We start from the raw sequence: 17,742 nt of genomic DNA, 5'->3' as shown, positions 1-17,742 counted from the left end.
CACCGATGAGCGACCACGGCAAGCACGTCGCCGACGCCGTCCGGACCGGCACCGTGATCGAAGCCGCCACGGGCGAACGCAGCATCGGCCAGCTGGTCGCCGCGGCCACCGCCGATGTGTCCGCGCTGGTGCACGATGAGATCGCCCTGGCCAAGGCCGAGATCCGACAGGACGTCAAGCGCGGCGTGATGGGCGGAGCGGCCGGCACGATCGCGGCGGTGTTCGCCCTGTTCTCCCTGCCGGTGCTGAGCTTCGCCGCCGCGTACGGAATCCACAACCTGGGGCTCGGGCTCGCCTGGTCGTTCCTGATCGTGGGCGGAGCGTTCCTGATCCTCGCGGCGCTGCTCGGCGGGCTCGCCCTGCTGAAGTTCAAGAAGCTGAAGCCGCCGGAGAAGTCCATCGCCTCGGCCAAGGAAACGGCGGCCGTCCTGCAGAACGTGAAGCCGCACCCCCGCCAGGTCCGGCAAGCCACCAAGTCTGTGGCACGCTCGTCTGCATGACCGCCCCTGAATCCGACCCCGGCAAGACCTCCGGCACGGTGCCTGGCACGCCCTCCGGTGAGACCTCAGGAGCGACGCCGGCCTCCGCCGTCCGTCTCGATGGGCCCTGGACCCATCGCGATGTGGCGGCCAATGGTGCGCGCTTCCATATCGCCGAGATGGGCGAGGGGCCGCTGGTGTTGCTGCTCCATGGCTTCCCGCAGTTCTGGTGGACCTGGCGCCATCAGCTGACCGCGCTGGCGGACGCCGGGTATCGCGCGGTGGCCATGGATCTGCGGGGAGTGGGCGGCAGCGACCGTACGCCCCGGGGCTACGACCCCGCCAATCTGGCGCTCGACATCACCGGGGTGGTGCGCTCCCTCGGTGAGCCCGACGCGGCGCTCGTCGGCCATGATCTGGGCGGCTATCTCGCCTGGACGGCGGCCGTGATGCGGCCCAAGCTGGTGCGCAGGCTCGCGGTCTCCTCGATGCCGCACCCGCGCCGCTGGCGCTCGGCGATGCTCTCCGACTTCTCGCAGAGCCGTGCCGGATCGTATATCTGGGGTTTCCAGCGACCGTGGCTGCCGGAGCGTCAGCTCGTGGCCGAGGACGCGGCGCTGGTGGGGCAGCTGATCCGGGACTGGTCCGGCCCGCGGCTGCCCGACGACGAGTCGATCGCGGTCTACCGGCGGGCGATGACCATCCCGTCGACGGCGCACTGCTCGATCGAGCCGTACCGCTGGATGGTGCGGTCGATGGCACGGCCCGACGGCATCCAGTTCAACCGGCGGATGAAGCGACCGGTGCGGGTGCCGACGCTCCAGCTGCACGGGTCGCTCGACCCGGCGATGCGGACGCGCAGCACCGCCGGGTCGGCGGAGTATGTGGAAGCGCCCTATCGCTGGCGGCTGTTCGATGGGTTGGGGCACTTCCCCCACGAGGAGGACCCGGCCGCGTTCTCCGCGGAACTCATCAACTGGCTCAAGGATCCCGAGCCGGACCGCTGAACCGGCCACGGAACCTGCCTCCCGGGCCGGTCGGTGTCCGCCGGCAGCGGCAACGGCGGCCGCGGTTGTCGGCGGTTGTCGGCGGCTCACACGGGACGGTGAAGCGCGACGCGCCGCCCGTCCTGGTTGTCACCCTTTGAACGCTTGTCCTACGAACTGCCAAATGCCTCGCGCATAGGCCAATTGGCCCCCTCTCGCGCGGTTACCGACCATGGGCCAGGGGCACAGGTCGAAGTATGGGCTGGACGCACGACTACGGTGACGCAGCACGCAACCGCCGCTCGGCCTCTGCGCCGATCACCCACAGAAGGGGCGGCCCCGACGAGCAGGGCCATGATCCCCGGCTGGGTATTTCACTGATCCTTCGCCGCAGAGCGCGCTGGGTCTCGGCCCGGCTGCGTCAGCAACGTTCCTGAGGGCGCCCCACAGAGTTCGTCCGGCCCGCCTCGGCCGTCGGCCGACCCGCCTCACCCGCCCAGGGCCTAAAGGGCGCACCCCTGGGTGTCGACCTGCTGGTTGGCGTTGCGGCCGAGCGTGATGTCGTCGCGGATCTCGTCCGCCGTCAGGGCGTAGCCGGTCTGGGGGTCGTCGAGCGACCTGGCGAAGATCACTCCGTACACCTTGCCGTCCGTGGTGAGGAGCGGGCCGCCGGAGTTGCCCTGGCGCACGTTCGCGAAGAGTGAGTAGACATCGCGCCGGACCTCGCCGCGGCGGTAGATGTCGGGGCCGTTGGCGTCGATACGGCCCCGGACGCGCGCGGAGCGTACGTCGTACGAGCCGTTCTCCGGGAAGCCCGCGACGATCGCGCCGTCCCCGCTGGCCGCGTCCTTGTCGGTGAACTGGAGCGGCTGCGCGGGGAGGTTCGGCACGTCCAGTACGGCGATGTCGCGCTGCCAGTCGTAGAGAACGACCTTGGCGTCGTACAGCCGTCCCTCACCGCCTATCTGGACGGTGGGCTCCTCCACGCCGCCGACCACATGCGCGTTGGTCATCACGCGGCGGTCGGCGAAGACGAAGCCGGATCCTTCGAGGACCTTGCCGCAGCTGGGTGCCGTACCGACGACCTTGACGATCGACTGCTGGGCACGGGCCGCGACCGGGCTGCCCGCGAGCGCCGGATCCGGCGGCTGGACCTCGGTGATGGGCTCATTGGCGAACGGGCTGAAGACCTGCGGGAAGCCGTTCTGGGCCAGTACCGACGAGAAGTCCGTGAACCAGCTGGACGCCTGGGTGGGCATCACGCGGGAGACCCCGAGCAACACCTTCGAGCTGCGTACCTCCTTGCCGAGCGTCGGCAGTGAGGTCCCGGCGAGGGCGGACCCGATCAGCCAGGCCACCAGCAGCATGGCCACGACATTGACCAGCGCGCCGCCGCCGGCGTCCAGGGCGCGGGCCGGCGACCACGTGATGTAGCGGCGCAGCTTGTTGCCGAGGTGGGTGGTGAAGGCCTGGCCGACTGAGGCACAGACGATCACTATGACGATCGCGACGACGGCGGCCGTGGTGGAGACCTCGGAGTCCGCGGTCATCTTGGCCCAGACCACGGGCAGGATATAGACGGCCACGAGACCGCCGCCGAGGAAGCCGATCACCGACAGGATGCCCACCACGAAACCCTGGCGGTAGCCGACGACCGCGAACCACACGGCGGCGAGCAGCAGCAGGATGTCCAGCACGTTCACCGTCAATAGCCTCGCTTGCCTCGCGGATACGTCTCCGGTCGCCCCGCCCGGTCGGCGGGTCGCCCCGCCCTGCCGTCCGTACGGTGGCTCCGGCGGCCCTGGTGGCCTGGGGCGGAGCCGCCGCGGTCAGGGACCCCCGAAGGGCGGAGCATGGGGGTCAGCCTGTCATGCACGCCAGTCCAGCGGGACCTGCTTGGAGTGGTCCCATGGCTGCTCCCAGCCCGCGAAATGCAGAATCCGGTCGATCAGTCCGGCCGTGAATCCCCAGACGAGCGCGGATGCGACCAGAAAGGCCGGGCCGCGGTAGCCGCTGGGGTGGCGTGCGGTCGCGCGGTTGGCCGGGTCCGTGAGATCCGCCACGGGGACGGTGAAGACCCGGGCGGTCTCGCCGGGATCGACGACGCCGACGGGGGTGGGGCTGCGCCACCAGCCGAGCACCGGCGTCACGACGAACTCGCTCACCGGGATGTAGAGCTTGGGCAGCACGCCGAAGAGCTGGACCCCGGACGGGTCGAGACCGGTCTCCTCCTCGGCCTCGCGCAGCGCCGCCCGCAGCGGTCCGGTGGTGGCCGGATCGCCGTCGTCCGGGTCGAGGGAGCCGCCGGGGAACGCGGGCTGCCCCGGATGCGAGCGCAGGCTGCTGGAACGCTCCATGAGCAGCAGCTCGGGGCCGCGGGCGCCCTCGCCGAAGAGGATCAGGACGGCGGACTGCCGGCCGTCGCCGCTCTCGGGCGGCAGGAAGCGGCTGAGCTCTTCCGGCACGACGGTCCGCGCGGTGCGCACGACGGGCATCAGCCAGTCGGGCAGCCCGTCGGCGGAGACGGCGACCCCGGCCGTCGCCGGGTCGCCGTGGCTCTCTTTCGTTCGGTAGCCCTCTTTCGCCCGGTAGGTCTTTCCGGCTCGGTAGGTCTCTTCAGCGCGCGTCATAGGCACCCCCGTCGGACAACGCCCGCCGTCGGCCGGATCGTTCCGTCCTCATCCGGCTCCACTCGTTCGTGCCTGTGGTGGTTCGGTACTCGTACCACTCGGTGTCGTGCTTCATACGGCGCGGATCGCCCGCCTACTCAACGCGCGCCGGGGCCGGCTTGCCCGGGTAGTCGGCGGGCGGGCTCAGACGCTGGCCGGGGTAGCCGCCCATCTCGTACTTCAGCAGCTTGCGCGCCTTCTCGGGGTCCGTCTCGCCCTCTCCGTACGAGGGGCAGAGATGCGCGATCGGACAGGCCCCGCAGGCCGGCTTGCGGGAGTGGCAGATACGGCGGCCGTGGAAGATCACGCGGTGCGAGAGCATCGTCCACTCGCTCTTGGGGAAGATCGCGGCGATCTCCGCCTCGACCTTCTCCGGGTCCTCCTGCTCGGTCCACTTCCAGCGGCGGACCAGCCGGCCGAAGTGGGTGTCGACCGTGAGGCCGGGGACGCCGAAGGCATTGCCGAGAACGACGTTCGCCGTCTTGCGGCCGACGCCCGGCAGCGATACCAGATCCTCCAGCCGGCCCGGGACCTCGCCGTCGAACCGGTCACGCAGCGCGATGGACAGCCCTATGAGCGACTTCGCCTTGGCCCGGAAGAAGCCCGTCGGGCGGATGGCCTCCTCCAGCTCCTCCGGCACGGCCGCGGCCATGTCCTCGGGGGTCGGGTATTTCGCGAAGACCGCGGGCGTCGTCTGGTTGACCCGCAGGTCGGTCGTCTGGGCGGACAGGACCGTCGCCACCAGCAGCTCGAACGGGTTCCGGAAATCCAGCTCGGGGTGGGCGTACGGGTAGACCTCGGCCAGCTCGCGGTTTATCCGGCGGGCCCGGCGGACCATCGCCAGATGCGATTCCGGCTTGGCGGCCGGCTTCGGCTCGGCGGCCTTCTTCGCTGCCGGCGCTGCCTTGGCCGCGGTCTTGGTCACCGTCGCGGTCACGGCCTTGGTCGCGGACTTGGTCTCGGTCACGGCCTTGGCCGCGGCCTTGACCGGCTTGACCTTTGACCCTTTTGCGGCTTTTTTCCCTTTCGCTGAAGGCTGTTCGCCCACAGCGGAATTCTGCTCCGCGGACACTCTTCCAGCCCCCTTGGCCTGCGCTGTCACCGGCGAGTTGGACACCCGGCCAGCGTAAAGCCCCGCACTGACATCCGCCCCGGCCACGGCCGATCGCCACCCGAATCGGCACCCAGGGCACAGTTGGGCACGCGCGTACGTCAAACTTGTGACTGATCGCACGGTTTCGAACAAGCGGAATTCGGTAGCGGGCCAATCAGCCCGGGGATGCCAAGCCACCCGAGAACAAGCGGTACGTACGGCATCATGGGGACCACGGTCCCGGAGCAGGTGGGGACCACGGTTCCCTGAGCAGGTCGACAAGGAGAGAACACGTGGACGACGTTCTGCGGCGTGCTCCGCTCTTCGCGGCGCTCGACGACGAGCAGGCGGCGGAGCTCCGCGCCTCGATGAGCGAAGCGACGCTCGCGCGCGGTGACGCGCTCTTCCACGAGGGCGACCCGGGCGACCGCCTCTATGTGGTCACCGAGGGCAAGGTCAAGCTCCACCGCACCTCCCCCGACGGCCGCGAGAACATGCTGGCCGTACTCGGCCCCGGCGAACTGATCGGCGAGCTGTCCCTCTTCGACCCCGGCCCGCGTACCGCCACCGCGAGCGCGCTCACCGAGGTCAAGCTCCTGGGGCTCGGCCACGGCGACCTCCAGCCCTGGCTGAACGCCCGCCCGGAAGTGGCCACGGCCCTGCTGCGCGCCGTCGCGCGCCGGCTGCGCAAGACGAACGACCAGATGTCCGACCTGGTCTTCTCCGACGTGCCCGGCCGCGTGGCCCGTGCGCTCCTCGATCTGTCGCGCCGCTTCGGCGTCCAGTCGGAGGAGGGCATCCATGTCGTCCACGACCTGACCCAGGAGGAGCTGGCCCAGCTGGTCGGCGCCTCCCGCGAGACCGTCAACAAGGCGCTCGCCGACTTCGCGCAGCGCGGCTGGCTGCGTCTTGAGGCGCGCGCGGTGATCCTGCTGGACGTGGAGCGCCTCGCGAAGCGCTCGCGCTGACACACCACTCCGCACTTCCCGAAGGGCTCCGTCTGCTGGCGGGGCCCTTCGGCGCTGAGCCCCTTCCGAGCAGCTCTTCACCCCTCAGCTGAGGCCGAGCCGTCCCTCAGATGTCCCTCAGATGAGGCCGTGCTCGCGCAGATACTCCAGCTGCGCCCTTACGGACAGTTCGGCCGCGGGCCACAGGGATCTGTCCACGCCCGCGTACACGTGCGCCACCACCTCGGCGGGCGTACGGTGCCCGTTCTCCACGGCCGTCTCGATCTGGGCGAGCCGGTTCGCGCGATGGGCGAGATAGAACTCCACCGCGCCCTGGGCGTCGTCCAGGACCGGCCCATGGCCCGGCAGGACCGTATGGACCCCGTCGTCGACCGTGAGCGAGCGCAGCCGGCGGAGCGAGTCGAGGTAGTCGCCGAGCCTGCCGTCCGGGTGCGCGACGAGTGTCGTACCCCGGCCGAGGACGGTGTCCCCGGTGAGCACCGCGCGGTCGGCGGGCAGATGGAAGGAGAGCGAGTCGGCGGTGTGCCCCGGGGTGGGCACCACCCGCAGCTCAAGACCGCCGGTGGTGATGACGTTCCCGGCCGCGAGCCCTTCGTCGCCGAGGCGCAGCGCCGGATCGAGGGCACGGACCGGGGTACGGGTGAGCGCGGCGAAGCGCGCCGCGCCGGCCGCGTGGTCCGGGTGGCCATGGGTGAGCAGGGTCAGCGCGATCCGTTTCCCGGCTCTCTCCGCGACGTCGATGACCGCTTTGAGATGGAGTTCGTCGAGCGGGCCCGGATCGATGACGACCGCCGACTCCGAGTCCGGCTCCGAGACGATCCAGGTGTTGGTGCCGTCGAGGGTCATCGCGGAGGCGTTCGGGGCGAGGACGTTGACGGCGCGGGCCGTGGCGGGGCCGGAGAGCACCCCGCCGCGCGGCTGGCCCGGGAGGGCGGCGGCGTCGGTCATCGGGGGCCTCCGGACGGACTATGAGCCTGGCCCTGGCCCTGGCCCTGGCCCTCGCCCTCGCCCTCGCCCTCGCCCTGGCCCTGGCCCTGGCCCTGGCTCGGACTCTGGCCGTGGCCCTGCCCCTTGCCCCGGTCCTGGCTCGGACTCGGGCCCGGGCTCTCGCTCTGGCCCGGATTCGGCCGCTGCTCGCCCGGACGCGGTTCCACGCGCTTGGTGAACTCCTCGTGGCCGGGCCAGCTGAGCACCAGCTCCTCGCCCTCCATCCGGGCCGTGGCCAGTACGGGCGTCAGATCGCGGCCGTCGGAGCCGGCGAGCGCCTCGTCGGCCGTACCGTACGACTGGAGCTGACGCAGCGTCGCGACGGTCGGCGGCATCATCAGCAGCTCGCCCCTGTCGTACGCCTCCGTCGCCTCGGCCGGCCGGATCCACACCGTACGGTCGGCCTCCGTGGAAGTGTTCCTGGTCCGCTGGCCCGGTGGCAGCGCGGCCACGAAGAACCAGGTGTCGTAGCGGCGCGGTTCGAACTCGGGGGTGATCCAGCGGGCCCACGCGCCGAGCAGATCGCTGCGCAGCACCAGCCCGCGTCGGTTGAGGAAGTCGGCGAACGACAGCTCGTGCCCGGCGAGGGCGTCGCGATCGGCCTCCCAGTCGTCGCCCGTGGTGTCGCCGACGACGGTCCCGGCGGTCTCCCCGGCGAGCAGGACACCGGCCTCCTCGTACGTCTCGCGGACCGCCGCGCACACGATGGCCTGCGCGGACGCGGCGTCGACGCCAAGCCGTCGCGCCCATACGTCACGACCGGGGCCGGCCCAGCCGACGGTACGGTCGTCGTCCCGGGGATCGACTCCGCCACCGGGGTACGCGTACGCGCGGGCGGCGAACGCCATGGAGGCACGGCGCCGCAGCATATGGACGGCGGGGCCGTCTGGACCGTCGCACAGGAGCATCACGGTCGCGGCCCGCCGGGGAGTCATCGGGGTGATCTCACCGGCGGCGAGGGCACGGATCCGCACGGGCCATTCGGGCGGGTACCACTGACCATTGGGCATGGCCGGATGCTATGCGCTGGCGCGGGGATGTTCGAGAGGCGCTGGACGACATGTGTTGCGGCATCACTCACAGCACGATCCCGCCCGATGCGCGCCACATACACGTACCGCACCGAGCAGGGCAGGGTCTTCAACGAACCGGCAGACACCGCCCGGCAAGCACCGAGCGCAGAACACGCGCCCGGAAGCCGCAGGCCCGCACCCGGACCCGCGCCCCGCCCCCGCCCGGCTCTCGCCCAGCCGTCAGCCCTCGGTCAGCTCCACCTGGATCTCGACCTCGACCGGCGCGTCCAGCGGCAGCACCGCCACGCCCACGGCGCTGCGCGCGTGCACACCCTTGTCGCCGAGGACTTGGCCCAGCAGCTCGCTCGCGCCGTTGAGGACACCCGGCTGACCGGTGAAGTCGGCGGCCGAGGCGACGAAGCCCGTGACCTTCACCACGCGCGCGATACGGTCCAGATCGCCGATGACGGACTTCACGGCGGCCAGAGCGTTCAGCGCGCAGGTGGCCGCCAGTTCCTTGGCCTCCTCCGCGGTGACCTCGGCGCCGACCTTGCCGGTCACCGGAAGCTTGCCCTCCACCATCGGGAGCTGGCCCGCGGTGTAGACGTACGCGCCGGACCGTACGGCCGGCTGATAGGCCGCCAGCGGCGGTACGACCTCGGGCAGTCTCAGCCCGAGCTCGGCGAGGGTGGCCTCGACGGCTCCGCTCATGCGGCTTTCTCCCGCTTCAGATAGGCCACCAGCTGCTCCGGGTTGTTCGGCCCGGGGACGACCTGGACGAGCTCCCAGCCGTCCTCGCCCCAGGTGTCCAGAATCTGCTTGGTCGCGTGCACGAGAAGGGGCACTGTCGCGTATTCCCACTTGGTCATGGAGGCGACTGTAGTCGTACCGCGTGGCGGCCTCGTGCGTAGCCCGCGGCCCGACTGGTTAGGCTCGAATACGTGAGCAGGCTCCAGGTCGTCAGCGGCAAGGGCGGTACCGGTAAGACGACGGTCGCCGCCGCCCTCGCGCTCGCCCTCGCCACCGAGGGGAAGCGCACGCTCCTCGTCGAGGTCGAGGGCAGACAGGGCATCGCACAGCTCTTCGAGACGGAGGCCCTTCCGTACGAGGAGCGGAAGATCGCCGTCGCCTCGGGCGGCGGCGAGGTGTTCGCGCTGGCCATCGACGCCGAGCGCGCTCTCCTCGACTATCTCCAGATGTTCTACAAGCTCGGCAGCGCGGGCCGGGCGCTCAAGAAGATCGGCGCGATCGACTTCGCGACGACGATCGCGCCGGGGGTCAGGGACGTACTGCTGACCGGCAAGGCGTGCGAGGCGGTCCGCAGGCGCGACAAGAGGGGACGTTTCGTCTACGACTACGTCGTGATGGACGCCCCGCCCACCGGCCGCATCACCCGCTTCCTCAATGTGAACGACGAGGTGGCCGGGCTGGCGAAGATCGGCCCGATACACAATCAGGCGCAGGCGGTGATGCGGGTCCTGAAGTCTCCCGAGACGGCCGTGCATCTGGTGACGCTGCTGGAGGAGATGCCGGTCCAGGAGACCGCGGACGGCATCGCCGAACTGCGGGGCGCGGAGCTGCGGGTCGGCAAGGTGATCGTGAACATGGTCAGGCCGCATCTCCTGGACGAGGCCGCCGTACGCGCCGCGGCCGGCGATCGCCGCAAGGAGGTCGCCAAGGCCCTCGCCATGGCCGGGGTGCCCGCGCCCACGAAGCTCGTCGGGCCGCTGCTCGACCAGGCCGCTGAGCACGCGCAGCGCGTGGAGCTGGAGCGCGAGCAGCGGGCCGTCCTGGACAGGCTGGGGCTGCCCGCGTACGAACTCCCCCTGGTCGGCGAGGGGATGGATCTCGCCGGTCTGTACCGGCTGGCGGGGGAGCTACGGGAACTCGGGGAGGTCTTCGCATGACCCTGGACTCCGCGGCCGCCCCGCTCGCGATCGATCCGCTGCTCGACGATCCGGCCACCCGCATCGTCGTGTGCTGCGGCTCGGGCGGCGTCGGCAAGACGACGACCGCGGCGGCTCTCGGCGTACGGGCGGCGGAGCGCGGCCGGAAGGTGGTCGTCCTGACCATCGACCCGGCGCGCCGGCTGGCCCAGTCGATGGGGATCGACTCGCTCGACAACACGCCGCGGCGGGTGAAGGGCGTCGAGGGCCCCGGCGAACTGCACGCCATGATGCTCGACATGAAGCGGACCTTCGACGAGATCGTCGAGGCGCACGCGGACCCGGACCGGGCGCGGGCCATTCTGGAGAACCCGTTCTACCAGTCCCTGTCGGCCGGCTTCGCAGGCACGCAGGAGTACATGGCGATGGAGAAGCTGGGGCAGCTGCGGGCCCGCGACGACTGGGACCTGATCATCGTCGACACACCGCCGTCGCGCTCCGCGCTGGACTTCCTGGACGCGCCGAAGCGGCTCGGTTCCTTTCTCGACGGGAAGTTCATCAGGCTGCTGATGGCGCCCGCCAAGATGGGCGGCCGGGCGGGGATGAAGTTCCTGAATGTCGGTATGTCGATGATGACGGGCACGCTGGGAAAGCTGCTCGGCGGCCAATTCCTGCGCGATGTGCAGACCTTCATCACCGCTATGGACACAATGTTCGGCGGATTCCGCACGCGCGCGGACGCGACGTACCGGCTGCTTCAGGCGCCGGGGACGGCGTTTCTGGTGGTCGCGGCGCCGGAGCGGGACGCCCTGCGGGAGGCGGCGTACTTCGTGGAGCGGCTGGCGGCCGAGGAGATGCCGCTGGCCGGGCTGGTGCTCAACCGTGTCCACGGGAGCGGGGCGGCGCGGCTGTCGGCGGAGCGGGCGCGGGCCGCGGCGGAAAATCTTGAAGACGGCCGCATTGTGGATCAGGAGGCCGGGAATGCTCAGAGTCGTGGCAGTGCAGTCCCGGAAGGCTCTTCTCCCGGAGCCGCCGAGACGCACGAGCCGCCCCTTGAAGCCCCCGCACGTGATGAATCCGACGTATCCCCCATGCCCGCCGCCTCGGCCGCACCCGAATCGGTCGCGTCTGTCACAACTGTGGAACAGCTGACGGCGGGTCTGCTGCGCCTGCATGCCGAACGGATGCAGGTGCTCGCGCGTGAAGAGCGCACGCGCGACCGCTTCACGGCGTTGCATCCCGAGGTGGCGGTGGCGGAGGTCCCGGCTCTGCCCGGCGATGTTCATGACCTTGCCGGGCTCAGGGCCATCGCGGATCGCCTCGCGGCGGGTGGCGCGACGAGCACGGGTGGCACGGCGAGCTGAGCACCGTACGGCGAGTCGCGTGGGTTCCGCTTCGACGCGACATGCCCGACACGCCGCGTTCAGCACACCGTGCTCGGCATACGCCGTAATCGACACACCGCGATCGGCGGACCGCGTTCGACGCACTGTGTTAGGCAGACCGCGATCGGCAGACCGCGTTTGACACACCGCAATCGGCGTTCCCTGCCCGGCACGACACACCCGGAGTGCTGCCCACTTCAGCGCCGAGTCATGGCGCTCTCAGCAGGGTCAGGGGTGAGCAGCTTCCGGTTTGCCCCGTTTACCCCACCACTACCCCACCGCCGCGTACGTCTCGTACGTCTCGTCGTCCTCCAAGCCCACGGGCAGCAGGCCCGCGCTGCGCTCGTACTCCGTACGCGCGGTCTCCAGCAGCCGGCGCCACGAGGTGACGGTCGGTCGCCTGCGCAGCAGCGCGCGGCGCTCCCGCTCGGTCATTCCACCCCACACGCCGAACTCGACGCGATTGTCCAGCGCGTCAGCCAGGCACTCCGTCCGCACCGGACATCCGGTGCACACCGCCTTGGCCCTGTTCTGCGCCGCACCCTGCACGAACAGTTCATCTGGATCGGTAGTGCGGCAAGCTGCCTGCGCACTCCAGTCGGTTACCCAGCCCATGCTGGCGCCGTCCTCTCCCGAATCGAGGCTCCCCCACGGCGGCAGCGGCATATTCACCGTTGCCAGTTGAGGACGTTACGGAAGGCGGGCACAGCGCAACACCCCCTTCGGGCCCAATCTTGAATGGTCCGAACGGACTATGCGTACGCGGCAGATCACCCAGGGGAGTGAGCCGAGGGCATAACCGGCACATCCGACAAAGTCGGGTATTTCGCTTGAGCCACAACGGGCATCCCATGCCCGGTGCGGAGGATTCGGGCATCAGTTTTCCGTGTTTCGGGTTCACGGAAAGTTCACGCCGGGTGCTTGATACACCACCGCACTGCTGTGACAGTTGGGGACAGCTTAGGCCAGAGCCTTGACGCGTGTCCGGCGATTGAGAACGTAGGCTGCCCTCATGCCAAAGAAGCGCTCGGGCGGGGGTCTGACCGGGACCCAGCAGGCCGCCAAGTTCCTCGGTGTCAGCGTGCTCGCGGGAGCGGTGCTCGCGGGAATCGCCCTGCCGGCCTTCGGGGCGCTGGGGCTCGCCGCCAAGGGGACAGTCGAGGGATTCGACGAGATCCCCGCCAACCTCAAGACGCCGCCGCTGAGTCAGCGGACCACGATCCTCGACTCCCAGGGCGGCCGTATCGCCACGGTCTACTCACGTGACCGTACCGTCGTCCCGCTCAAGGACATCTCCCCTTATATGCAGAAGGCGATCGTCGCGATCGAGGACTCGCGCTTCTACCAGCACGGGGCCATCGACCTGAAGGGCGTCCTGCGCGCGGTCAACCGCAACGCGCAGTCGGGCGGCGTCGCCCAGGGCGCCTCGACGCTCACCCAGCAGTACGTGAAGAACGTCTTCGTCGAGGAGGCCGGCGACGACCCGGACAAGGTCGCGCAGGCCACCCAGCAGACCCTGGGCCGCAAGATCCAGGAGCTGAAGTACGCGATCCAGGTCGAGGAAGAGCTGGGCAAGAAGAAGATCCTTGAGAACTATCTGAACATCACCTTCTTCGGGCAGCAGGCCTACGGGATCGAGGCGGCAGCCCAGCGCTACTTCTCCAAGCCGGCCAAGGACCTGAAGCTCGAAGAGGCGGCGATGCTCGCGGGCATCGTCCAGTCGCCGAGCCGGTACGACCCCGTCAACGACGAGGAGGAGGCCACCAAGCGGCGCAACACCGTGCTGCAGCGGATGGCCGACGTCCGCGACATCTCCCAGGCGGAGGCCGACCGCGCCAAGGCCACGCCGATCAAGCTGAAGGTGAGCCGTCCCGCGAACGGCTGCATCACGGCCGTCGCCGGTGCGGGCTTCTTCTGTGACTACGTACGCGAGGTCTTCCTGACCGACCCGGTCTTCGGCAAGGACCGCAAGGAGCGGGCCAAGGTCTGGAACCAGGGCGGTCTGACGATCCGCACGACACTCGACCCGAAGGCCCAGAGCTCGGTACAGGCGTCGATAAAGGATCACGTCAACCAGAGCGACAAGGTCGCCGCGGCGGTGACCCTGGTCGAGCCGGGCACCGGCAAGGTCCTCGGCATGGGGCAGTCCAAGCCGTACGGCTTCGGCAAGAACGAGACCCAGATCAACTTCTCGGTCGACAAGGGCATGGGCGGCTCGAACTACGGCTTCCCGACCGGTTCGACCTTCAAGCCGTTCCTCGCGACGGCGGCCATCGAGCGCGGTGTCCCGCCGACCCAGTCGTATCCGGCGCCCTACCAGATGCCGTACCCGGCCTCGATCCAGACGTGCAGCGGCAAGCCGTGGGTCAACACGGAGGGCGACACGGCCGAGAACGAGAACGAGTCGGAGGTCGGGCCGTACGCGCTGAGGGAGGCGATGGAAAAGTCCGTCAACACGTACTTCGTGCAGATGATAGAGCAAATCGGTCTCTGCCCCGTGACGGAGACGATCGCCAAGCTGGGCGTGGTCCAGGGCGACGGCAAGAAGCTTCCCGAGTCGCCGTCGGCCCTCACCCTGGGCTCACAGGGCATCTCGCCGCTGCGGATGGCCAGCGCGTACGCGGCCTTCGCGAACCGCGGCACGTACTGCACCCCCATCGCCATCGACTCCATCAAGACGGCGACGGGCAAGAGCCTGAAGGTGCCGGAGTCGAGCTGCTCCCAGGCCATGTCGGAGCGGACCGCCGACACGATCAACACGCTGCTGAAGGGCGTGGTCGACTCCGGTACGGGTGAGGCGGCCGGCCTGACGAGCCGCGACAACGCCGGTAAGACGGGTACGACGGACGCCCGTAAGAACGCGTGGTTCGTCGGCTACACGCCGAACATGTCCGGCGCGGTCTGGGTCGGCAGCCCGTCCCAGCAGGTCGAGATGGAGAACATCACGATCGGGGGCGAGTACCACGACAAGGTCTTCGGTGGTCAGGTCCCGGGTCCGATCTGGAAGGACGCGGTGTCCGGCGCGCTGGAGGGCAAGCCCGCCCCCGGCTTCACGACGGTCGACATCCCGGACGCGCCGAAGGGCCGGGACCCCGACAAGCCGGGCGGGGACAACCGGGGCCAGGGCAACGGCGGCCAGGGCAACGGCGGCCGGGGCGACGGCAAGCCGGGCGACAACGGCGGCAACGGTGGTACGGATCCGTTCCCGGACATGTCGATCCCGCCGGGCCTGATCGGCGGCAACCAGTCCCAGGGCAACGGGAACGGCGGGAACGGCAACGGCGGCGGGGGCTTCCCGTAAACCGCGGTAACTGAACCCCTGAATGACGAAGGGGCGCTCCATCCGACGGGATGGGGCGCCCCTTCTCGTCATCCAGGGGTTCAGCCGGATCCAGGGGTTCAGCTGGCGAGGGAGCGCTTCACGAGGGCGGCCACCCGGCCTCCCTCGGCGCGGCCGGCCACCTTCGGGTTCACGATCTTCATCACGGCGCCCATGGCGCGCGGGCCCTCGGCTCCGGCGCCCTTGGCCTCCTCGACGGCCTGCGCGACGATCGTGGCCAGCTCCTCGTCGGTCAGCTGCTTCGGCAGATACGCGTCGAGGAGCACGCCTTCCGCCTTCTCCCGCTCGGCCTGCTCGGCGCGGCCTCCCTGGGCGAAGGCCTCCGCCGCCTCACGGCGCTTCTTCGCCTCCTTGGCGATCACTTTCTGCACCTCGTCGTCGGAGAGCTCGCGCGCGGACGTGCCCGAGACCTCCTCCTTGGTGATCGCGGAGAGGGTCAGCCGGAGCGTGGCGGAGCGGAGCTCGTCACGCGCCCTGATGGCCTCGGTGAGGTCTTCCTTCAGCTTGGACTTAAGGCTGGTCATAAGGCCAAGTGTGGCAGGTGCTGAGCCGGACCCGCCCGCGGATTTCGTGCCCGTACGGCGTCTGCGACGATGGGCGCATGCGCGCACGCTACGGGGTTCCCCTGAAAATCACCGCAGGCATCGCGGCGGTCGGCGCGGCCGGCCTCGCCTACGCCGCGGGCTTCGAGACTCGCTCGTTCCGGTTGCGCCGGATCTCCGTGCCCGTGCTGCCGCGCGGCATGCGTGACCTGCGGGTTCTCCAGGTCTCCGACATCCATATGGTGAGCGGACAGCGCAAGAAACAGCGCTGGCTCCAGTCGCTGGCCGGGCTGCGCCCCGATTTCGTGGTGAACACCGGCGACAACCTCTCGGACCCGGAGGGCGTACCGGAGGTACTGGACGCGCTGGGCCCGCTGATGGAGTTCCCGGGTGTCTATGTCTTCGGCTCGAACGACTACTACGGCCCGAAGCTCCGCAATCCGGCCCGCTACCTCTTCGAGAAGGCCCAGGGCCGGCACGGCCTGAACGGCAACGCCCCGGCCGTCCACGCGGTACACAACCCGTGGGAGCCGATGCGCGACGCCTTCGACGCGGCGGGCTGGGTGGGCCTGACCAACACCAGGGGCCGGCTGAAGATCGACGGCCACGAGATCGCCTTCACGGGCGTGGACGACCCGCACATCAAGCGGGACAGGTACGAGCGGGTCGCGGGCGGCCCCGAGGCGGACGCCGACCTCTCGATCGGCGTGGTGCACGCCCCCTACCTGCGCTCCCTGGACTCCTTCACCGCCGACGGCTACCCGCTGATCCTGGCGGGCCACACGCACGGCGGCCAGCTCTGCATCCCCTTCTACGGAGCGCTGGTCACCAACTGCGACCTCGACACGGACCGCGTCAAGGGCCTCTCCACCCACCGCTCCGGCGGCCACACCGCGTACCTCCACGTCTCGGCAGGGTGCGGCACCAACCGCTACACCCCGATCCGCTTCGCCTGCCCCCCGGAAGCCACGCTCCTGACCTTGACGCCCCGCCCCTGACCACCGGGGCCGACCCCACCGCTGCCGCCGTCGGGCCCCGAAACCGGATTTCGTCTCCGGCCAGCGGTGGGCTAAAGTAATCGATGTCGCCGCGACACGGGCGACATCGGGGTGTAGCGCAGCTTGGCAGCGCGCTTCGTTCGGGACGAAGAGGTCGTGGGTTCAAATCCCGCCACCCCGACGCCGTAGTACCAGGTCAGGGGCCTGATCCGCTTCGCGGGTCGGGCCCCTGAGTGGTTCCATGGGACGTTTTGGGAGCCGTTTGGGAGCCGAGTTCAGGTCACGGCTCCCCGTGGCCCAGATGCCGCCGCGCTTTGGGGATGAGGCGTGGCAGCTGGTCCGGCAGAGTGGGGGGCGCCCTGGGCCGCCCGGGCGCCACGAATAGACCACCTCACGATGTCGCGCGTCCCGGATGGACGTGGTCCCGAGGCTCCCGCCCAGCACGATGCCTCAGACACTGCCGTCGCCCTCGCGCGGCACGGCGGTAGAGATGACGGCGCGATCGGGCCTGTCGCTGTTCCCGGGGCACAAGTCACCGTGCGCTGTGAGTCGCTCGGCCTCCGGACGAGAGGCCCATTCGCCCCTCCTTCGCCTACCAGAACACAGCCACCGTGAAGGCGAGTTCGCCAGGTTCTTCCCGAACGCCCCCTCCAATTCTGCCGTTTCAGCGGAGTCTAGGGCCACACTGGTGGTGGATTCGCTTCGGGGGTCACTCCGCAGGCCGTGCGAGCGCCGAACGGCGCAGGCACGCGACGGGACTTGGGAATCGCCCAGTACTGATCGTCTCGCACGTCCAGAGACTCGAACGGCGCCAAGCAACGATCAAGGGAACGTGGGTGTGACCCCCTCGTCCTCACACGCCACGCGACCCGTGGTCTGAGGAGGAGCGCCGTGGAGCCCCACGACGAGATCGAGAACGTACTTCCACCGGAGGCCCTGTTCTGGGCGATGGAGCCCTTCGGACCGCCCTTGGGTGAGGCCGCGTGTAGCACGTGGGACCTGAAGCGGTTCCCCGATATGAGGGTGCAGCAGGCAGCCTTCGACGGGGAGCCGGCCGTACCGAAGCGGGACATCCCGCAGGCCCGGGCCATGTGCCATACGTGCCCACTGCTGGATGGCTGCCGCCGTTACGCCCAAGACGGCCGGGACGAGCACGTATTTCTGGCCGGGGAGACCGCCGAGGAGCGGCGTAAGAAGTGGCGGAAGACCGGCGAGATCGCCAAACGGCGTCGACGGGTGGCTGAGCTGTACGCCCTGAATGTGCCGACGGCGATCATCGCACGGTTGCTCGGGCACGCCGAGAGGTCGATTCGCAGCGACCTGTACGAGCTCGGGAAGCGCTCACACCTGCCCCCCACTGCTTGAAACGACCGGCCGCCAGCGGACCAAGCTCCGC

The 17,742-nt window shown here is 69.8% G+C and carries 17 protein-coding genes, 1 tRNA gene and 1 pseudogene; 10 read left to right on the top strand and 9 right to left on the bottom strand.

Annotated features, from left to right (window positions below; translation table 11 throughout):
* The first annotated feature begins 5 nt into the window (after positions 1–5).
* The 3 genes from ACFRKB_RS24965 to ACFRKB_RS24955 all read left to right on the top strand — a co-directional run bounded on the left by ACFRKB_RS24965 (position 6) and on the right by ACFRKB_RS24955 (position 1,902).
* Entirely contained in the window at positions 6–500 is a 495-nt protein-coding gene (locus ACFRKB_RS24965) for a phage holin family protein (protein WP_383108636.1), read from the top strand.
* Positions 497–1,486, top strand: a complete 990-nt coding sequence (locus ACFRKB_RS24960; protein WP_383108634.1) for an alpha/beta fold hydrolase — start codon at positions 497–499, stop codon at positions 1,484–1,486. Before ACFRKB_RS24965 ends, ACFRKB_RS24960 begins: the two co-directional genes overlap by 4 nt.
* Before the next feature lie 236 nt (positions 1,487–1,722).
* Positions 1,723–1,902 carry a hypothetical protein gene (locus ACFRKB_RS24955; RefSeq protein ID WP_365974579.1) on the top strand — a complete coding sequence of 60 codons (180 nt, stop codon included), beginning with the start codon at positions 1,723–1,725 and terminating at the stop codon, positions 1,900–1,902.
* Positions 1,903–1,968: 66 nt separating this feature from the next.
* On the opposite strand, the gene ACFRKB_RS24950 is transcribed toward ACFRKB_RS24955, so the two are convergent.
* From ACFRKB_RS24950 to nth, 3 genes are all read right to left on the bottom strand, one after another.
* Positions 1,969–3,168, bottom strand: a complete 1,200-nt coding sequence (locus tag ACFRKB_RS24950; protein ID WP_365974580.1) for a MarP family serine protease — start codon at positions 3,166–3,168, stop codon at positions 1,969–1,971.
* A 165-nt stretch (positions 3,169–3,333) separates the two neighbouring features.
* Positions 3,334–4,095, bottom strand: coding sequence for an NUDIX hydrolase (locus tag ACFRKB_RS24945; RefSeq protein WP_383108633.1), 762 nt, complete (start codon positions 4,093–4,095; stop codon positions 3,334–3,336).
* A 133-nt stretch (positions 4,096–4,228) separates the two neighbouring features.
* The gene (nth, locus tag ACFRKB_RS24940) at positions 4,229–5,206 is read right to left on the bottom strand and encodes an endonuclease III (protein WP_383108632.1); all 978 of its coding nucleotides are present in this window, start codon (positions 5,204–5,206) and stop codon (positions 4,229–4,231) included.
* Between the two features lie 314 nt (positions 5,207–5,520).
* Here nth and ACFRKB_RS24935 point away from each other — a divergent pair, with 314 nt between their 5' ends.
* Positions 5,521–6,195, top strand: a complete 675-nt coding sequence (locus tag ACFRKB_RS24935) for a Crp/Fnr family transcriptional regulator (RefSeq protein WP_030353254.1) — start codon at positions 5,521–5,523, stop codon at positions 6,193–6,195.
* A 117-nt stretch (positions 6,196–6,312) separates the two neighbouring features.
* Here the strand turns inward: ACFRKB_RS24935 and ACFRKB_RS24930 are convergent, their stop codons facing one another.
* From ACFRKB_RS24930 to ACFRKB_RS24915, 4 genes and pseudogenes are all read right to left on the bottom strand, one after another.
* Positions 6,313–7,143: an MBL fold metallo-hydrolase gene (locus tag ACFRKB_RS24930; protein ID WP_383108630.1), complete on the bottom strand. Its 831-nt coding sequence runs from the start codon at positions 7,141–7,143 to the stop codon at positions 6,313–6,315.
* A 203-nt stretch (positions 7,144–7,346) separates the two neighbouring features.
* Positions 7,347–8,192: pseudogene (locus ACFRKB_RS24925) on the bottom strand (NUDIX hydrolase); the annotation flags it as partial.
* Positions 8,193–8,435: 243 nt separating this feature from the next.
* Entirely contained in the window at positions 8,436–8,906 is a 471-nt protein-coding gene (locus ACFRKB_RS24920) for a RidA family protein (protein WP_383108629.1), read from the bottom strand.
* Complete coding sequence (locus ACFRKB_RS24915; protein WP_014178397.1) at positions 8,903–9,064, bottom strand: DUF4177 domain-containing protein; 162 nt, start codon at positions 9,062–9,064, stop codon at positions 8,903–8,905. Before ACFRKB_RS24915 ends, ACFRKB_RS24920 begins: the two co-directional genes overlap by 4 nt.
* 72 nt (positions 9,065–9,136) lie before the next feature.
* Here ACFRKB_RS24915 and ACFRKB_RS24910 point away from each other — a divergent pair, with 72 nt between their 5' ends.
* Complete coding sequence (locus tag ACFRKB_RS24910) at positions 9,137–10,102, top strand: ArsA family ATPase (protein WP_383108628.1); 966 nt, start codon at positions 9,137–9,139, stop codon at positions 10,100–10,102.
* Positions 10,099–11,445: an ArsA family ATPase gene (locus ACFRKB_RS24905; protein ID WP_383108627.1), complete on the top strand. Its 1,347-nt coding sequence runs from the start codon at positions 10,099–10,101 to the stop codon at positions 11,443–11,445. Before ACFRKB_RS24910 ends, ACFRKB_RS24905 begins: the two co-directional genes overlap by 4 nt.
* 291 nt (positions 11,446–11,736) lie before the next feature.
* On the opposite strand, the gene ACFRKB_RS24900 is transcribed toward ACFRKB_RS24905, so the two are convergent.
* Positions 11,737–12,081 carry a WhiB family transcriptional regulator gene (locus tag ACFRKB_RS24900; RefSeq protein WP_030353248.1) on the bottom strand — a complete coding sequence of 115 codons (345 nt, stop codon included), beginning with the start codon at positions 12,079–12,081 and terminating at the stop codon, positions 11,737–11,739.
* A 397-nt stretch (positions 12,082–12,478) separates the two neighbouring features.
* On the opposite strand from ACFRKB_RS24900, the gene ACFRKB_RS24895 reads away from it, so the two are divergent.
* Complete coding sequence (locus tag ACFRKB_RS24895) at positions 12,479–14,767, top strand: transglycosylase domain-containing protein (protein ID WP_383108626.1); 2,289 nt, start codon at positions 12,479–12,481, stop codon at positions 14,765–14,767.
* 98 nt (positions 14,768–14,865) lie between these two features.
* Here ACFRKB_RS24895 and ACFRKB_RS24890 read toward each other — a convergent pair whose 3' ends face one another.
* Positions 14,866–15,330, bottom strand: a complete 465-nt coding sequence (locus ACFRKB_RS24890; protein WP_383108625.1) for a GatB/YqeY domain-containing protein — start codon at positions 15,328–15,330, stop codon at positions 14,866–14,868.
* A 77-nt stretch (positions 15,331–15,407) separates the two neighbouring features.
* On the opposite strand from ACFRKB_RS24890, the gene ACFRKB_RS24885 reads away from it, so the two are divergent.
* From ACFRKB_RS24885 to ACFRKB_RS24875, 3 genes are all read left to right on the top strand, one after another.
* Positions 15,408–16,346 carry a metallophosphoesterase gene (locus ACFRKB_RS24885; protein WP_365749667.1) on the top strand — a complete coding sequence of 313 codons (939 nt, stop codon included), beginning with the start codon at positions 15,408–15,410 and terminating at the stop codon, positions 16,344–16,346.
* Between the two features lie 107 nt (positions 16,347–16,453).
* Positions 16,454–16,527 (top strand) — tRNA-Pro (locus tag ACFRKB_RS24880).
* A gap of 710 nt (positions 16,528–17,237) precedes the next feature.
* Positions 17,238–17,711: a WhiB family transcriptional regulator gene (locus ACFRKB_RS24875; RefSeq protein ID WP_383108624.1), complete on the top strand. Its 474-nt coding sequence runs from the start codon at positions 17,238–17,240 to the stop codon at positions 17,709–17,711.
* Positions 17,712–17,742 lie beyond the last annotated feature (31 nt).

Origin of the sequence: Streptomyces scopuliridis (genome assembly GCF_042790125.1) — a bacterium.
Lineage (GTDB): Bacteria > Actinomycetota > Actinomycetes > Streptomycetales > Streptomycetaceae > Streptomyces > Streptomyces scopuliridis_A.
This window is presented reverse-complemented; position numbering and strand designations above follow the sequence as displayed.